Origin of the sequence: Antribacter gilvus (assembly GCF_003946865.1) — a bacterium.
Taxonomy (GTDB): domain Bacteria; phylum Actinomycetota; class Actinomycetes; order Actinomycetales; family Cellulomonadaceae; genus Antribacter; species Antribacter gilvus.
In genome coordinates this window covers 34,265-52,393 of record NZ_QXTH01000002.1, presented here as the reverse complement: position 1 = coordinate 52,393, position 18,129 = coordinate 34,265, and the positions used below count along the sequence as shown (strand labels likewise).

The 18,129-nt window shown below is 73.2% G+C and carries 2 protein-coding genes; both read left to right on the top strand.

The window, feature by feature from the left end; translation table 11 throughout:
- Positions 1-226 precede the first annotated feature (226 nt).
- Positions 227-16,291, top strand: a complete 16,065-nt coding sequence (locus D1350_RS03790) for a non-ribosomal peptide synthetase/type I polyketide synthase (RefSeq protein ID WP_125774092.1) — start codon at positions 227-229, stop codon at positions 16,289-16,291.
- On the top strand, positions 16,288-18,126 hold the full coding sequence (locus tag D1350_RS03785) for a polyketide synthase (protein WP_125774090.1): 1,839 nt from the start codon (positions 16,288-16,290) through the stop codon (positions 18,124-18,126). The genes D1350_RS03790 and D1350_RS03785 overlap by 4 nt, the downstream gene beginning before the upstream one ends.
- Positions 18,127-18,129: the final 3 nt, after the last annotated feature.

Here is an 18,129-nt window from a genome sequence, read left to right as displayed (position 1 = left end):
GTTGGGATGGTTGCGGAGTCTTCCACGTCGCTGGCAAGGTCTGGTCTCGCACCGGTCGCGAAGCGTGCTCGGGGCGTCGGACACGACGCCCCGGCGGGCTCGGGATGCGGTCACACGGTCATGCCTGTCATGACTTCTTGTGCGAATTGTGGTTCGGCTCGGATGCCGGCTGTGACAGACGAGATACCGCTTATCACTGCCCGTGGATGAAACGAGACGTGGGGCCATGCCAGAGTCTTTCGTACCGATGTCGCTCGCCCAGCAGGGAATGTATTTCGACAGCCAGCTGCGCGACGCTTCCGATTACCACGTCATTCTGCACCTGAGGACCGAGCCGGTCGCCGCCGGACGGTTGGAGCGTGCCGTGCGACAGGTGATGGCGGAGCAGCCCGCGCTGCGGAGCAGCGCACGGAACGGCAGGGGTGGCGCCGGCTACGTCGTCGCCGAGTCGCTCGACCCGCCGTTCACGTCGTTCGACCTGCGCGACCGGGAGCACACGCTCGACGCGACGGCAGCCGAGGTGACCGAGACGCCGTTCCGGCTGGAGGACGCGCCGCTCTTCCGGGTCGTGCACCTCCGGCTCGCGGGCGAGGACCGCGTCATCGTCGTCTGCCACCACCTGGTCGCGGACGGGCAGTCCGTGAGCCTCCTGGCCGAACGGATCGTCTCCCTCGCGCGTGGCGACGGAGCCACCCGCGACGGCGACGACGCGGCGGCGACCCCGCCCGAGGCCGACGCCGGCTTCCACGCGTACCAGGAGAAGCAGGCCCGAGCGCTCCCGACGACGAAGGAGGCTCAGCACAGGAGCTTCTGGGAGGAGAACCTCGCCCGGCAGGAAGCCCCCGACCTGGCGCACTGGATGCGGCCGGGAACGGGAGAGGCGGTCGGGCGGGAGGTCCGCCTGCCCGTGGACCCGGCCCTGGCCGAGGCCCTGCGTGCCTGCGCGCGAGAGGCGGAGGTCTCGGAGTACACGCTGTACCTCGGCATGTTCGGCCTGCTGCTCGGCCGCTATGCCGACGCCGACCACGTCTCGGTGGCCACCCCCTTCGCTGACCGGCCCGGGCTCGAGACGGAGCGGAGCATCGGCTGCTTCATCAAGACGCTCCCCGTGCGGGTCGACGTGAACCCGCAGCTCACCGTTCGCGCGATGCTCGAGTCGCTCGGCGCGGAGGTCCTGGGGAGCTGGAAGCACCTGGCGTACCCGGTGACGCGGCTCCTCGGCGAGCACCCCGCGCTGAGCCGCGTGTACGACGTGACCTTCGTCCAGGACCGCTATCCCGCGTATCCCGACGGCGTGCTGGGAACGGTCCAGCAGGACCGGGTGCACTTCCCCGGCAGGCTCACCGTCCTGGTGGAGCAGGTCGGGGAGAGCACCGAGCTGGTGTTCCAGTACAAGGAGCCCACGCTGTCCGAGGACAAGGTGCGGCGCTTCGCGCGGCGCTACCTGGCGCTCCTCGGCCAGGTCCCCGGCTCGCTGGACGGTCCGGTCGCCGCGGTCCGGACCGACTCCGAGGACGAGTCCGCGGAGCTGCTGGCCGCCCTCTCGCAGACCCACTACCTCGACTGGGAGCCGGCCCACCTGGGCACGGTCTTCCTGGACAGGACCACCGGTGACCCGGCGCGGATCGCCTGGTCCGACGAGGCGCGCGACTACTCGAACGCCTGGGCGCACGACGCGGCGGTCGTGGTGCAGCGGCGCGTCGTCGAGGCTGTCGGCCACGAGAAGCGACCGGTCGCGGTCCTCCTGCCCCGGAGCGCAGAGCTCGTCGCCGGGGTCTTCGGGACGGTGCTCGCGGGCTGCCCGTACGTCCCGCTCTCCGAGGCCATGCCCGCGCAGCGCGTGGCCGAGATCCTCGGCGACGCGGCGGTCGCCGCCGTCCTGACGACGTCCACCGCCCAGGTGGACCTGCCCCCGGGGGTCGCCCGGCTGAACCTCGACGAGTGGGACGAGCTGGAGGCCCTGCGCACGGACCGGCGCACCCAGGTCCGCGAGCAGCCCGCCGAGGTCGCGTACCACCCGGACGACGTGCTCTACATCGAGTACACGTCCGGGTCGACGGGGCGGCCCAAGGGCGTGGTGATCCGCCACGCCAGCATCCAGAACACGGCGCTGGACCTGGAGCGCCGCTTCCCGCTGGAGGCCGACGACGTCTACCTCCTGAAGACGGCCTTCACGTTCGACATCTTCGGCACCGAGATCTACGGCTGGCTCTTCGGCGCGGGCAGGCTCGACATCCTGCCCGCCGGGCAGGAGGGGGACGCGCCGGCCCTGCTCGGCGCGATCCGCGAGCGCCGCGTCACGCACGTGAACTTCTCGCCCACGATGCTCCGCGTCCTGCTGGACGCGGCCGAGGCGGGCGGCCGTGCGGGGGACCTCGCCTCGCTGCGGTACGTGTTCAGCGGCGGGGAGGCGCTGCGGGCCGACGTCGTCGAGCGGTTCTTCCGGCTGTCCCTGGCGTGCTCCCTGGAGAACGTGTACGGCCCGACCGAGGCGACGATGTGGGCCACGCACAGCACGGTCTCCGCGGCGGACCGGGAGGCGGTGGCGCCGATCGGGACGCCGCTGAACGACTACCGGGTCTATGTCCTGGACCGCGACGGCGGCCTGTGCGGCGTGGACGTGCCCGGTGAGGTGTGCATCGCCGGTGCGGGGGTGGCCGTCGGGTACCTGAACCGCGACGACCTGAACGCGACGCAGTTCGTCGAGAACCCGTTCTTCGACGCGACGTCGGACCCCGCGCACGTGCGCCGCATGTACCGCACGGGCGACCTGGGGTACCTGCGTCAGGACGGGCGCTTCGCGTTCGTGCGGCGCATCGACCGCCAGGTGAAGGTGGGCGGCGTGCGGATGGAGCTCGGCGAGATCGAGGAGGCGCTGCTGCGGGCGGACGGGGTGGTCGAGGCCGCTGTCGTGGTCGACGACGCCGCGGTCCCGGCGCGGCTCGCCGGGTTCTTCACGACGCGGGAGGACGTCCCGGCGGAGCGGGTGCGTGCCGCTCTGGCGGAGACCCTCATGCCGCAGATGATCCCGTCGGTGCTGATCAGGCTGGCGGCGCTGCCGACGTCGGCGGCGGGAAAGCTGGACCGCCGGGCTCTCGTGGCGCTCCTGCCGGCGCGCGGTGCGGCACGCACGGCGCGCACGGCGCGCTCGGAGGGCGGGGCGCGCGTGGCGCCCGGGTCCGCCGCCCAGGAGCGGTTGGCCGAGCTGTGGCGTCGTGTGCTGGGGACGGACCAGGTCGACGTCGACCGGTCGTTCTTCGAGCAGGGCGGCAGCTCGCTCAGTCTCATGAGCCTGCAGCTCGAGCTGGGGGAGGAGTTCGGGCGCGACGTCCGGATCACGGACCTGCTGAAGCACCACAGCGTCGCGGCCCAGGCCGCGCTGCTCGGCGACACGGTGCCCGACGCGCCGCCGGCCCGGGCGGAGGTGCGGCTCGGCGGGGACGTCGCGATCATCGGCATCGGCCTGCAGGCGCCCGGCGCCACGGACGTGCACGAGTTCTGGCAGAACCTCCGGCGCGGCGAAGAGTCCATCACGTTCTACGACGACGACGAGCTGCGGGCCCTGGGCGTCCCGGAGAGCGACCTGCGGGACCCGGCCTACGTGAAGGCCCGGGGCCGGCTGGCGGACGCCGACACGTTCGACGACAACCTCTTCCCGATCTCCCCTGCTGAGGTGGACGTCACCTCGCCGCAGCTCCGCCTCCTGTACAAGTGCTTCTGGCAGGCGTGCGAGGACGCGGGGTACGACCCGCGGTCCCTGCCGGGCCGGGTGGGCGTGTACGCGGGCGGGAACGACGACTTCGCCTGGTACCAGAAGGCTCTGCTGAGCCCGTCGTCGTTCAGCGACGTCTACCAGAGGTTCACGCTGGCGACGAACCACTTCCTCAGCACGCGGCTCTCGTACCACTTCGACCTGACGGGCCCGTCGATGTCGGCCCTGACGGGCTGCTCGACGTCGCTCCTCACGGTGCACCTGGCCGTGCAGGCCCTGCGCGCGGGCGAGTGCGACCTGGCGGTTGCCGGAGGGGTCACCCTCGAGCTGCCCCACGAGGGCGGCTACCGGTACGTCGACGGGATGATGCTGTCCCCGGACGGGCACTGCCGCCCGTTCGACGCGGACGCCCACGGCACGGTCTTCTCCAACGGGGCGGCGCTCCTCGTGCTCAAGCCGGTGGAGGCGGCGCTCCGGGACGGCGACCTGGTCTACGGCGTGATCAAGGGATCGGCCGTCGGCAACGACGGCCGGAGCAAGCTGTCCTTCACGGCGCCCAGCGAGGAGGGTCAGTACGAGACGATCCGTGCGGCCTACGAGCGGTCCGGGATCGACCCGTCGACGGTGTCCTTCGTCGAGGCGCACGGGACGGGCACGCTCCTGGGCGACCCGATCGAGGTCGCGTCGCTCTCGCGCGTGTTCGCGGGCGCCCCCGAGGGCGGGTGCCTGCTCGGCTCGGTGAAGGGGAACGTGGGGCACACGGACTCGGCGGCGGGCGCCGTCGGCCTGAGCAAGGTGGCGCTGAGCCTCAAGCACCGCTACGTGCCGGGCACGCGGAACTTCTCGGAGCTCAGCCCGCACATCGATCTGCGGGGCACCCCGTTCCGGATCACCGGCGACGGGCAGGCCTGGCGCGGGGAGCGGCTGCGCGCGGGGGTCAACTCGTTCGGCGTGGGAGGGACGAACGTGCACGTGATCGTCGAGGAGGCCCCGCACACCGGGTCGGCGGAGGACAACCCCTACGAGCTCCTGCAGTTCTCCGCGGCGACCCCCGAGGCGCTGGACCGCACCGCGGAGCGCATCGTCCGTCACCTCGCGGAGCACGACGAGGTCTCCCGGAGCGGCGCCGCGGTCACCCTGCGCGGCCGGGCCGAGCTTGCGTACCGGAAGACGATCGTCGTGGCGACCGGGGACGGCGGCGAGGCCGCCCTCTGGGGCGACAAGGTCGCGTCCGCCAGGCCGGTGCGAGCCGCGGGTGGCGGTCGCACGGCGCTGCTGTTCTCCGGCCAGGGGAACCAGCACCACGCCATGGGTCTCGGGCTCTACACGAGCGCGAGCCCGGCGGGCGCCGTGTTCCGGCGGTGGATGGACGAGCTGGTCGGTCTCCTGCCCGCCGGCGACCGCGAGACCTTCCGGGACGTGGTCCACGGCGGCGAGGACGACGGCCGGATCCACCGGACCGAGTGGTCGCAGCTCGCCCTCTTCAGCACGCAGTACGCGACCACCAAGGTCCTCGAGTCGTTCGGCGTCCGGCCGGACGTCCTGGTGGGGCACAGCATCGGCGAGCTGACGGCGGCGGCCCTCGCCGGCGTCTGGAGCCTCGCGGACGCGGTGCGGCTCGTCCGCGAGCGCGGCCGGCTCATGCAGGGCCAGGAGCCCGGGGTGATGGTGGCCGTGACGGCGTCCGCCGAGCGCGTCGGGAAGATCATCGACGGAATGTCCGGCGTGTGGGTGTCGCTGGACAACTCGGCGGAGCGCTCGGTCCTGGGGATGACCCGGGAGGCCTTCGGCGCGGTGGTGCAGCGCCTGGAGGAGGAGGGCGTCCGTGGCACCAGGCTGCACACCTCGCAGGCCTTCCACACCCCGATGATGGCCGCTGCTGCCGAGGCGTTCGGCACGGCTGTGGCGGGTGTCGAGTCGAGGGACCCGTCGGTCCCGATCATCTCGAACCGTTCCGGCCGCGTCGTGGAGCGGGGCGAGATGACGGACCCGTCCTACTGGAGCGAGCACATCAGCGGCGAGGTGCACTTCTCCGAGAGCATCCGCACCCTGCTGGCGCAGGGACCTGTGTACGGCATCGAGCTGGGTCCCGGTCGCAGCCTCTCGACGTTCGTGGCGCACGACCCGGGCAAGCAGCCGGACCAGGTGTTCGTGAACGTGCTGCGGCACGCGGCGGAGACGGTGCCCGACGAGGCGTACCTCCTCGCATCGCTCGGCACCCTGTGGAGCGCGGGCCTGGCGGTGGACTGGCGGCAGCACAGCACGGCCCGGAAGGTCTCGCTCCCCGGGTACGTGTTCGACCGGACGGTCCACGCGCAGGACGCCGGGATCGCCGTCGGCCCGACGGCGGAGAAGCCCGCGCCGGCCGTCCTCGGCGCGTCTGTGGGTTCCCTGGACGGGGTCCTCGAGGCCTTCCGGCAGGTGCTCGGGTACCGGGACGTGGCCCCGGACGCCGACTTCTTCGCCCTCGGCGGCGACTCGCTGAAGGCGACCAGCCTGGTGGCGCACCTGCAGAGCCAGGTGGGCCTCGACGTCACGGTGGCCGACGTCTTCGCGTCGCCGACCCCCGCGGCGCTGGCGCGGCGCTTCGCCTCGAAGGGCGCCTCGGCGGAGCTCCGGAAGGCCCCGCACGCGGACGACCATCCGCTGAGCCCGGCCCAGACCCGCATGTACGTGGCCGCGAAGATGGACCCGGAGACGCTCGTCTACAACATGCCGTCGGCGACCCTCCTCGAGGGCGCGCTGGACCCGGAGCGGGTGCGCACCGCGCTCCGGCGGCTGGTCGACCGGCACGAGCCGCTGCGCACCACCTTCGCGCTGCGCGACGGCGAGGTGCGGCAGACGGTGGCACGACCCGGGACGGCCACGGTGCCGGTGGTCCGGCTCACGTGCGCGGACCACGCCGCCGAGGGTGCCCTCGACGCGCTGATCACCGGCTTCGTGCGGCCCTTCGACCTGGCGGACGGCCCGCTGTTCCGGATGGAGCTCGTCGACGGCGGCCCGCGAGGCACCCTGCTCCTCTTCGACATCCATCACATCGTCGCCGACGCGGTGTCCGTCGAGGTCCTCACGCGGGACTTCAGCCGGCTCTACGTCGAGGACCTCGAACCGCTCGCGCTGCAGTACACGGACTTCGTGGCGCACACCCGGGAGCAGGAGCGCCGCGGCGCGCTCGCCGCCTCCACGGAGCACCTGCTCGCCGCGCTGGAGGACGTCCCCACGCTCGACCTCCTCACCCCCGACCACCCCCGCGGCGGTCGGCAGCCCGCGGCCGGGCGGGTGACCCTGCGGCTCGGCCGGTCTCGCGCGGAGGCCGTGACGGCGCGCGCGGAGGCGAACGAGGCGACGCCGTTCATGGTCATGCTGTCCGCCTGGGGCGCTGTGCTGGCGCGCTACGCCGGGCGCGAGGACCTCGTGATCGGCGTGCCGGTCACGGGCCGCACCCTGGCGGCGACCCGCGAGATGGTCGGCATGTTCGTCAACATGATGCCGATCCGGCTCCGGCCCACCGCCACCTCCTCGTTCGGCGAGTACCTCGCCGCGAGCCGCGAGTCCGTGCTCGACGCCCTGACCCACCAGGACGTGCCGTTCGACCAGCTCGTCGAGAGGCTCGACCTGCCCCGGGTCCTCGGCCGGCACCCGCTGTTCGACATCTCGTTCGACTACCACAACATGGACCACCACGAGGTGCTGATCGACGGGATCACCGCCCGCCCGGTGGAGCTGATGCCCCTGGCCGTCGGCATGGACGTCGTCATCACCTGCAGCGAGGACGCGGACGGGCTGACCGTCCACGTCGACTACGCGGCCGACCTCTTCGAGCGTTCCACGATCGAGCAGCTCGTCCGCCGCTTCGACGTGCTGCTGGACCGCGTGTGTGCCGACGACTCCCGGCCGGTCGCCGGGGTCCCGCTGTACTCGGACGAGGAGCACCGGGCGATCCTCGCCGGCCCGCCCGGCACGGCGGGGGCAGCCGGCCCGGCCGGTCCCTTCCTGCCGATCCACGACGCCGTCGCGCGGCGCGCGGCGGAGACACCCGGCGCGACGGCCGTCATCGACGGGGACGGCCGGCGGTACACCTACGCGCAGCTCGACGGGCTGGCCAACGCGCAGGCTGCCCGCCTCGTGGCGGCCGGTCTCGAGGTGGGCGACCCCGTGGCGCTCTTCACCGTGCGCGACGTGAACCTCCTGGTGGCCCAGCTCGCCATCCTCAAGGCCGGCGGCGCCTACGTGCCGCTCGACCCCACGCAGCCCGAGGCGCGGCACGAGAGCATCGTCGCGGACCTCCGGCCGAGGTTCGCGTTCGCCCCCGCCGGGCTGCGGGCCACCGAGCGCATCGGCACGGTCCTCGACCTCGCCACCTGCACCGACGAGACGCTGCCCGCGTTCGACGGCCCCGCCGTCGGCCCGGACCACCCCGTCTATGCCGTGTACACCTCGGGCTCCACGGGCGCCCCCAAGGGCATCTCCGTGAAGCACCGGGGACTGGCCAACCTCCTCCGCGACCACACGGAGCGTTCCCTGTTCGCGCCCGGCGACGTCATCATCAGCCTGGCCGACCCGACCTTCGACATCTTCGCCTTCGAGAGCCTGATCCCGCTGGCCTCGGGCGCGACCGTGCACCTGTGCCCCGCCGACGACCGGAAGGACGCGGCGGCCGTGGCGGCCCGCATCGCCCGCCACGGGGTCACGCATGTCCAGGCCCCCGTGTCGAAGATGGCGGCGCTGTGCGGCAACCGCAGCTTCCGGGCGCAGCTGCCCGCGCTGCGCGTCGTCGTCTGCGGCGGCGAGCACTTCTCCGAGAACCTGCTGACGCTCCTCCAGCAGGAGACCCGGGCCCGCATCTTCAACATGTACGGCCCCACCGAGACCACCGTGACGGCGACCGTCAAGGAGTTCGCGCCCGGCGACGAGGTGACGATCGGCAGCGCGGTCTCCGGCACGGCGGTCCTGGTCGTGAGCGAGAGCGGCACGATCCAGCCCGACGGCGTGCCCGGCGAGCTGTGCATCGCCGGCGAGGGCCTGGCCGCCGGCTACCTGAACAACCCCGAGGAGACCCGGCGCGCGTTCACCACGATCGCGGAGCTTCCGGGCGTGCCCGTCTACCGGACCGGCGACGTCGGGGTACGACGGCCCAGCGGGGAGATCTCGCTCAAGGGCCGCCTCGACTCGCAGGTCAAGGTCAACGGAAACCGCATCGAGCTCGGCGAGATCGAGCAGACCGCCATGCGGGCCGACGGCGTCTCCTACGCCGTCGCGACGGTCGAGGACGGCGACCTCGTCCTCTACTACACCGCGGACGGCTCGGCCGACGCGTCGGCGGCGATCACGTCGCAGATCACGCGGGCGCTCCCCACCTACATGAAGCCCCAGCGCCTGCGCCGGGTGCAGGAGATGCCGAAGCTCCCCAACAACAAGGTCGACCGGAAGGCGCTGACGAGCGTGCCCCTCGCGCAGGACGTCCCCGAACCCGTCGAGAGCCGCCCCGCCCCCGCGGCCCCCGACCTGCTCGCCGCGATCCTCGCGGCGTGGGAAGAGGTGCTCGGCCACCCGGCGCGGCCCACCGACAACTTCTTCGACGTCGGTGGCAGCTCCTACAAGCTGATGCTGGTCAACAACCGCCTCGGCGACACGCTGCGGCAGGACGTGCCGCTCGTGAAGCTCTTCGAGAACCCCACGCCGCAGAGCCTGGCGGACGCCCTGGGACAGCCCGCGGCGCCCGCGGTGCCCGCCACGCCGGAAACCGGCGCCACCCCGGCCGGCCACGACGCGATCACCCTGGACGACGTCGCCGGCTTCGGCTCGTGGGCGGACGAGGAGCGGACCGCCGACGCGCGCAAGATCGCCGTGATCGGCCTGGCCGGCGTGTTCCCCGGGGCCACCAGCGTCGCCGAGCACTGGGACAACCGGCTGAACGGCGTCGTGAGCATCTCCCGGTTCACCCGCGACGAGATGCTCGCCGCCGGGATCGACGAGGCCACGATCGACGACCCGCGCTACGTGAACGCCCGCGGCTTCGTGGACGCCTCCACCTTCGACGCGGAGTTCTTCGGCTACTCCACCAAGGACGCCGAGACCATGGACCCGCAGATGCGGCTGCTCCACGAGACCGCGTGGCACGCCCTGGAGGACGGCGGGTACGTGCCCGGCGACTATCCCGGCGACATCGCGCTCTTCGCCGGCAGCGGCACGAACTTCGCCTGGATGGCCGGGTTCCTCAACCGCCAGGACGACCCCATCGGGGCGTTCGAGGCCATGACGATGAACGAGAAGGACTTCCTGGCGACGAAGGTCGCCTACAAGCTCAACCTCACCGGACCCGCCGTCAACGTGCAGACGGCCTGCTCCACGTCCCTCGTCGCGATCCACGAGGCGGTCCGGTGCCTGCGGCAGGGCGAGGCCGACATGGCGCTCGCGGGCGGGGTGGCGCTCAACTTCCCCCGCCAGGAGGGCTACGCCTGGCACGAGGGCATGATCTTCAGCAAGGACGGCGGGTGCCGCCCGTTCTCCTCCGACGCCGAAGGAACCGTGGCCGGCCAGGGCGGGGGCGTCGTCCTGCTGAAGCCGCTCGACCGCGCCCTCGCGGACGGCGACCACGTCTACGCCGTGATCGCGGGCACCGCCACCAACAACGACGGCAGAAGCAAGGTGGGCTACACCGCTCCGAGCCAGAAGGGGCAGGAGCGTGTCATCCGCGCCGCGCTGGCCGACGCGGGCGTCGACGCCGACGGCGTCGGCTACGTGGAGACCCACGGGACCGGCACCACGCTCGGCGACCCCATCGAGTACGCGGCGCTCGCGGCCGTGTACGGCAAGGGCGGTCCGTGCGCGCTCGGCGCGGTGAAGGCGAACATCGGGCACCTGGACGCGGCGGCGGGCGTCGCGGGGTTCATCGGCGCCGTCGGCGTGCTGCACCGCGGGCAGGTCCCCCCCATGGCCGGCTTCCGCACCCTGAACGAGAGCATCGACCCGGCCGGCGCCCTCTATGTCCCCTCCGGCGACGCGCCCCCGGACCACGGCGTGCGCCTCGCCGCCGTGAGCTCCTTCGGCATCGGCGGGACCAACGCGCACCTGATCCTGGAGTGCGCCCCGCCGCGCGCGGAGGACGAGCCGGACCAGGACGACGCCGGGACGGAGCACCTGCTTCCCGTCTCCGCGCGGACCGAGGGATCCCGCCTCCGGATGCAGGACGCGCTCGAGGCCTTCCGCCAGGAGGCCCGCTCCGCGCGCGACCTCTCGTACACCCTGGCCCACGGGCGCGCGGAGCTCGAGTCCCGGGCGGTGGCGCTCGCCGCGCCGGGCAGGCCGCTCGTCTGGATCGAGCCGTCGGACCCGCCCCTGGCGCTCGCCGCGTCGGACGACGTCGAGCTGTCCGTACCGGCCACGCTCCGCCAGGACCGGACCCCCGTGGGGACGGCCTTCCTCGAGGCGGTCGAGCGCGAGCTGCGCGTCTTCGACGACGGGCTGCGCACCGCCGTGCGCAGGGCCGTGCTCGACGAGCGCTCGACGGACCTCGCCGTCGGCCGCATCTCCCAGCTCGTGATCCGGGCGGCGCTCGTCCGCCTCGGCGGGCCGGAGGTGCTCCACGCCCCCGCCGGGGCGAACCGCCTGCTCCGGATCGCGCGCGCCCTGGTGCTGGGCGAGATCGGGCCCGGCGAGGCCATGCGGGCCCTCCGGTCGGGCGCCGCCCCGGCGACCCCCGCCGAGGGCCCCGGCCGTACGCCCGAGGTGGTGGACGGCCCGCTCGACCCCCGGCTCCTGCGGCGGGTGCTCGCCTCGCGGTGGGTGCACCACGGGAACGTGGGGCGGAGCCTGTTCTGCGCGACGGGGAAGCGGCTGCCGATGCCGGGATACGCGTTCGAGCCCAGGCGCCTCGTGTCCGACATCAGCCTCCGCGACCTGCGCGCCGCGGGCGGGGTCGCGTCCGCCGCGAGCGGCGCGCAGGACGCGCTCCGTCAGGCCTGGCGCGACGTGCTCGGCACGGAGCCGGGGGACGACGACGACTTCCTCCGCTCCGGCGGGGACTCGCTCACGGCCGCCCACCTGTGCGCCCTGGTCGGGGACCGGACCGGCCTCTCGCTCACGGTCGCCGAGGTCTTCGCCGACGCTCGCTACGGCGCGGTCCGGGACCTCCTCGCGGCGAAGGGCGACCCCGGCCCGGCCCGGCGGCGAGAGCCCCGGGCGACCACGACGCCGTCGGCCACCGTGCCGGTGACCTCGCCGGCCTCGCCCGCGCAGAAGCGGATGTACGCGGTCTGCGCGCTGCAGGACGACACCACCGCCTACAACCTGGCGATCGCCTACAAGGTCACCGGACGGCTCGACCTCGACCAGCTCAGGACCGTCTTCCGGCGGCTGCTGGAGCGGCACGACCAGCTCCGGACGTCGTTCCACCTGGAGGGCGGAGCGCTGGTGCAGCGCGTCCATGCCGACGTGCCCGACGTCGTGTCGGTGGCCCGGGCCACCCCGGCGGAGGTCGAGGCGCGGCTCGCGGCCGAGCCCCGCCCGTTCGACCTCGCCACGGCCCCGCTCGTGCGGGTCGAGGTGCTGACGGTCGACGAGGAGCACCACTACCTGCTCGTCGACCTGCACCACATCGTCGGGGACCAGCGTTCGCTGGCGATCCTCGCCGACGACCTCGGCGACGCGCTCCAGGGCAAGGACCTGCCCGCCGCCCCGATGCGCTACGCGCAGTACGTGGAGGCCCTGGCGGCGTCCGAGGAGTCCGGCGCCTTCGAGGAGGACGTCGCGTTCTTCACGACGATGCTCGCGGGCGAGATCCCGAGGCTCGAGCTGCCCACCGGCACGACCCCTCCGGAGCCGTCGACCTTCGACGGCGCCCGCCACAGCTTCGTCTGCTCGGCCGGGCGGAAGGACGTCGTCGAGCTCGCCCAGCAGTGCGGGGCGACGCCGTACATGGTGTTCCTCACCGCGCTCACCAGGCTCCTCGGCCTGTACAGCGGCCAGCGGGAGTTCGTGCTCGGCACGGCCGTCTCGGGGCGAACCGTGCCGGGCAGCGACCACACCGTCGGCATGTTCGTGAACACCCTGCCGCTGCGGGTCACCGACGCGTCGGGGCGGACCGTCCAGGAGGCGGTCGCGGCCTCCCGCGACCACGTGCTCGCCGTGCTGAGCCACCAGGACGCGCCCTTCGAGGCGGTGCTCGCCGGGCTGGACCTCCACCCGGGCGGCGACACCCACCCGCTCTTCGACGTCCTCCTCAACTACGTGAGCTTCGGGACCGGCGAGCTGGAGCTCGACGGCGTGCGGCTCGAGCCGGTGCCCCCGGGGCGGATCAAGAGCCGGTACGCCCTGTCGATCAGCGTCGCCGAGGGTGCGGAGGGCCTGTCGGTCGACCTCGAGTACCGCACGGAGCTGTTCGACGCCTCGACTATCGCGCGTCTGGCCCGTCAGCTCGACCAGCTGCTCCTGGAGATGACCGCGGACGCCGGCCGCCGGGTCGCGGACCTGCGCCTCGAGACCGCCGACGAGCACCGCCGGCGCCGGGCGGCCCTGACCGCCCCGGGACCGTCCGTCGACGACTCGCTGCTCGACCGGGTCCGCGCCTCGTTCGCTCGGCACGCGGACCTGCCCGCCCTGCGCTGGGAGCAGCAGGAGTGGACCTACGCCGAGGTGGACCGCCTCACCGACGCGCTCGCGGGCGGGCTCCAGGCCGCCGGGGTGGGTCCAGGGGACTTCGTCCTGAGCCTGACGGAGCGGGACGCGTGGCAGGTCCTCGCCCGGGTCGCCGTGCTGAAGTGCGGCGCGGTCGAGATCCCGCTGGACCCCAAGGTCCCCGCCGAACGGGTCGCGCTCACCCTCCAGGACAGCGGCGCGACGGTGGTCCTGGCGACGGACCTCGGCGCACATCCCTGGCCCGACGGCGTCGCGGCGCTCCAGCCGCAGCAGCTCGAGGGGGAGTACCGGGCACCCGCCGGGATCACCGCCGCGAGCCCGATGGTCATGATCTACACCTCCGGGACGACGGGTCAGCCGAAGGGCACCCTGGTCAGCCACGGCGGCGTGCTGAGCACCTGCACGGACAACGGCTACATGAGCTACGGCCCCGGCGACCGGGTGCTCCACCTCACCGCCTACACGTTCGACCCGTCGCTGCTCGACGTCTACAGCGCGTTCCTGAGCGGCGCGACGCTCGTGATGGGCAGCCACGCGGTGAACATGGACATGCGGCTCCTGGCGGACCTCCTCCGGGAGGAGCGTGTCGACGCCGGGATCCTCATCACGGCCGTCTTCCACCTCCTGATGGCGGAGAACCCCGCGGCGGTCGCCGGCATGTCGGCCCTGTACGTCGGGGGCGAGGCCATGCAGCCCTGGGCGGCGCAGCGCGCCTACGACGTGCTGGGCCCCGGCAAGCTCTACAACCTCTACGGACCCACCGAGGCGTCCGTCACCACGACGTACTTCCGGGTGGACGAGCCGCCGGCCTTCGACCGCATGCCGATCGGCGTCCCTGCGACGAACCGGGACCTCTACATCGTGCACCCCGACGGCACGGACGTGCCGCGCGGCGTCCCGGGCGAGCTCTGCGTGGCGGGTCCCAGCGTGGCCATCGGCTACCACGAGCGTCCCGGGCTCACCGCCGAGAAGTTCGTGGGCTCGCTGGGTGCGATCCCGGGCCCCCTGTACCGCACGGGGGACCGGGTCGTGCTCGACGACGCCGACCGCATCGTCTACCTCGAGCGGATCGACCGGCAGATCAAGCACGCGGGCTACCGGATCGAGCTCTCCGAGATCGAGCTCGTCCTGCAGGGCTGCCCGGGCGTGACGGAGGCCGTCGTCGTCCACACGACCGAACGGAACGACAGCCAGCTGACCGCCTTCTGCACGGGCGAGACGGCGCCCTCCGGGCCGGAGCTGCGGGAGCTGCTCCTGGGGAAGCTGCCGCGGTACATGGTGCCGCAGCGGGTCATCCGGATGCGGGAGCTCCCGCTCACCTCGCACGGCAAGGTCGACCGCAAGGTGCTGGCGACGATGATCGGGCGCATCGAGGCACCGGCGGCGGCGGGGGCCGCCGGGCCCGCGACGACCCCGGCGACGACCCCCGCGACGACCGGCCCGGCGTCGGGCGCGGACCCCGAGGTACTGGCAGCGTTCCGTGAGGTGCTGGGCGACCCGGACCTGACGGCGTCCGACGACTTCTTCCAGGCGGGGGCCCAGTCGCTCCAGGCGATAGCGGTGGTGCGGCGCCTGCGGGAGTCCGGGGCGGAGCTGCAGGTGAGCGACGTCTACCGGTACCCCACGGCCGAAGGCCTCTCGACCGTCCTGCGACGGGTTCCCGCGAGCGCCCCCGAGCCGCCGCGGGAGAAGCCGCGGCGCACGCTCCCGGCCGAGCAGGTCCGGCGCATGGCCGTGCGGGCGGTCGAGGACGCCCGGCGGGTCGCCGCGGCGTTCGGCGCGGAGGAGCCGGGGTACGGCTTCGGGGCCGGGGCGGTGGCGAGCCTCCACCGTTCGAGCGGGGCGGAGACCGGTGGCTTCCTGCAGACGGTCGACGGCTTCGACGTGGAGGACGTGAAGGAGGCGCTCACCGCGCTGGCGTGCCGGCACGAGGTCCTCCGGGCGCGGGCGGCCGGGGACTCTCTGGAGATCCTCGGACCGGACGTGCTCGAGAGCCTGCCCGCGCTCCTGGCCGTGCAGGACCTCCGCCGGCTCGACCGGGACCAGGTCCACGAGCTCGTCGACGCCGCCGCGCACGCGCTCCAGGAGGAGCCGTTCACTCAGAGCCTGCTCTGGCGCTGCGTGATCGTCCGGGTGTCGGACGAGTCGGTGCGTCTCGTCTGGGCGTTCCACCACAGCGTCTTCGACGGGTTCAGCACCGGGATCCTGCGGGACGAGCTGCTGCGCCTCCTGCGGGGCGAGGACCTCCCCGAGGCGCAGCGGTACAGCGAGTTCCTGGCCGCCCTCGAGGTGGACCACGACTGGCAGGGGGAGCTGGAGTCGTTCGACTACGCGGGCTGGCTCGCCTCGAACAGCGCCATGACGAAGGCGCTGGCGGCGCAGGGCCACGCGCTCCCGGAGCGCGTGACCCTCCCGCTGGACGGCGGGAACCCGCTCGACCTGGCCCTGCGGGCGGCGCACGCGCAGCTCGCCGCGCTGACCGGCGAGCAGCAGGTCGCCGTCGGCCTCGTGGCCGGCTGCCGCCGCTGGAAGGGCGACGACTACTGGGGCTGCCTGGGCGAGTTCCTGGACGTGGTCCCCGTGCTCCTGCAGGGGGACGACCAGGCGGCGGTGTCGGGCCGGCTCGCTGCGGCCCAGGACCGGGGCTTCCACTACGTCCACTCCCTGTCCGGCGGGGCGGGCGAGGCAGGTCTTCTGACGGAGCTCCAGGCCGTCTACCGGAACGACACCGGGCGGCTCGGCCTCCTGCTCGTGAACTTCCAGGGGCACATCGCCCCGGAGGACGTCCCGGCGGGCCTGCCGGACGACGCCGCGGCGGGGCGCCCCGGCGGGGCGGGCGGCTCCGCCCTGGCGCTCGCCCACCTCAACGTCTGGCACGACGACGAGTCGCTCCACCTCGAGTGGGTCGCCGACGAGACCACGCGGGAGGCGGGCGACCGATGACGACCGGACCGGCCATCGTGATCACGGGGCTGTCCCTGCGGCTCCCGGGAGCCACCGACCAGGGGGAGTTCTGGCAGCTCCTCGTCGACGGCGTCGACCGCACGCGGACCGTCAGCGAGAAGCGGCGCCTGCTGGCCCGGGCGCCCGCGTGGGACGACACGATCGGCGAGATCGACGACATCGACCTCTTCGACGCCGAGTTCTTCGGCATCGAGGACGACGAGGCCCGCTTCATGGACCCGCAGCAGCGGATCGTCCAGGAGCTCGCCTACGACGCGGTGTGCGACGCGGGGCTCCTGGAGTCGGCCGGCTCGGACGCCCGGCGCTACTCCGTCTACATGGCGATGACGACCAACGCCTACTACCCGCTGGTCTGCCGCTACATGGACGAGCACGGCTCGGGCGACGTCCATCCCCGCACGATCATGAACAGCATCAACGGGGCGCTGGCCGCGCGGGTGTCGCACCAGTACAACCTCACCGGTCCGGTCATGGCGGTGGACACCGCGTGCTCGTCGTTCCTCACGGCGATGGCGCTGGCCGCCGGCTCCATCCGGAACGAGGAGTGCGAGGGCGCCGTGGTGGGTGGCGTCAACCTGCTCAGCGGCGCCTACAGCACCATGCTCTGCAACGCGGGCGGCATCACCACCTCCCACGCGTTCACCCGCGTGTTCGACGAGGCGGCCGACGGGACGCTGATCGGCGAGGGCGCGGTGGTCGTCGTCCTCGAGCGCGAGGACGTCGCGATCCGCAGGAACCGGAAGATCTACGGCCGGATCGAGGGGTTCGCCATCAACAACGACGGGTCCTCGCTGAACATCATGGCGCCGAACCCCCGTGGCCAGGCGAACGTGATCCGCGACTGCTACGCGGGCGGCGTGGACCACACCCGCATCAGGTACATCGAGACGCACGGGACCGGCACGCGGATCGGCGACCCGATCGAGCTGAACGCCCTCTCGCAGGTGTACAAGAAGGAGGACTTCGGGGACGCCCGGGTGGGCATCGGCTCGGTGAAGACGAACATCGGGCACCTGCTCAGCGCCGCGGGCGGCGCAGGGCTCGCGAAGCTGCTGCTGAGCCTCCGCCACGGGCAGATGGTGCCGAGCCTGCACCTCGAGACGGTGAACCCGCTGCTCCAGCTGGAGCGGACCCCGTTCGACGTGGTCACCGAGCCGCGGCCCTGGGCGCGCGAGGGGGACCAGCCGCGCGTCGGCGCCATCACGTCGCTCGGCCTCGGGGGCACGAACGTGCACTTCGTGATCGAGGAGGGCGCCCCCGAGCTCACCGGCACCGAGCTGCCGGTGCCCCTGCTCTGCTTCTCCGCCAAGTCCCAGGAGGCCCTGCACCGGATGGTCGAGAGCGTGCGGCGCTACGTGGCCGAGGAGGAGCCCGACCCGTACAACCTCGCCATGACGCTCGCGCGGTTCCGTCCCGCCTACGGCTGGCGCGCGACGGCACGGCTCGACCCGCCGGGCACGCTGTCGGACCTCCGCGTGAACGACGAGGAGCGGGCGGTCCGGCGGGTGCTGCTGCGGCAGACGCCGGCCACCCTCGCCCGCGAGGCCTTCCTCCGCGAGGTCCTGGCGGGAAAGGTCCGGCCCTCCGACGCCGCCCCGGGCCGGGCCGAGCTCGCCGTCTCGGTCGGGGACGACGACGGCGGCCCGCAGGCCTTCGCCGTCGACCCCGGCCTCCCCGAGATCGAGACCGCCGCCGAGCTGTTCCTGCGGGGGTGCCTCGTCCGGTGGGACCGCTTCTTCCCGGACGGGTCCGGGACGCTCGTCACCCTGCCGTCCTATCCGTTTCACAGCACGCCGCACTGGCTGAAGTTCTGAGAG

What these genes read in the sequence shown, in the direction of transcription:
- D1350_RS03790 (WP_125774092.1), top strand. Translation starts at nt 227, where the DNA reads ATGCCAGAGTCTTTCGTACCGATGTCGCTCGCCCAGCAGGGAATGTAT.
- D1350_RS03785 (WP_125774090.1), top strand. Translation starts at nt 16,288, where the DNA reads ATGACGACCGGACCGGCCATCGTGATCACGGGGCTGTCCCTGCGGCTC.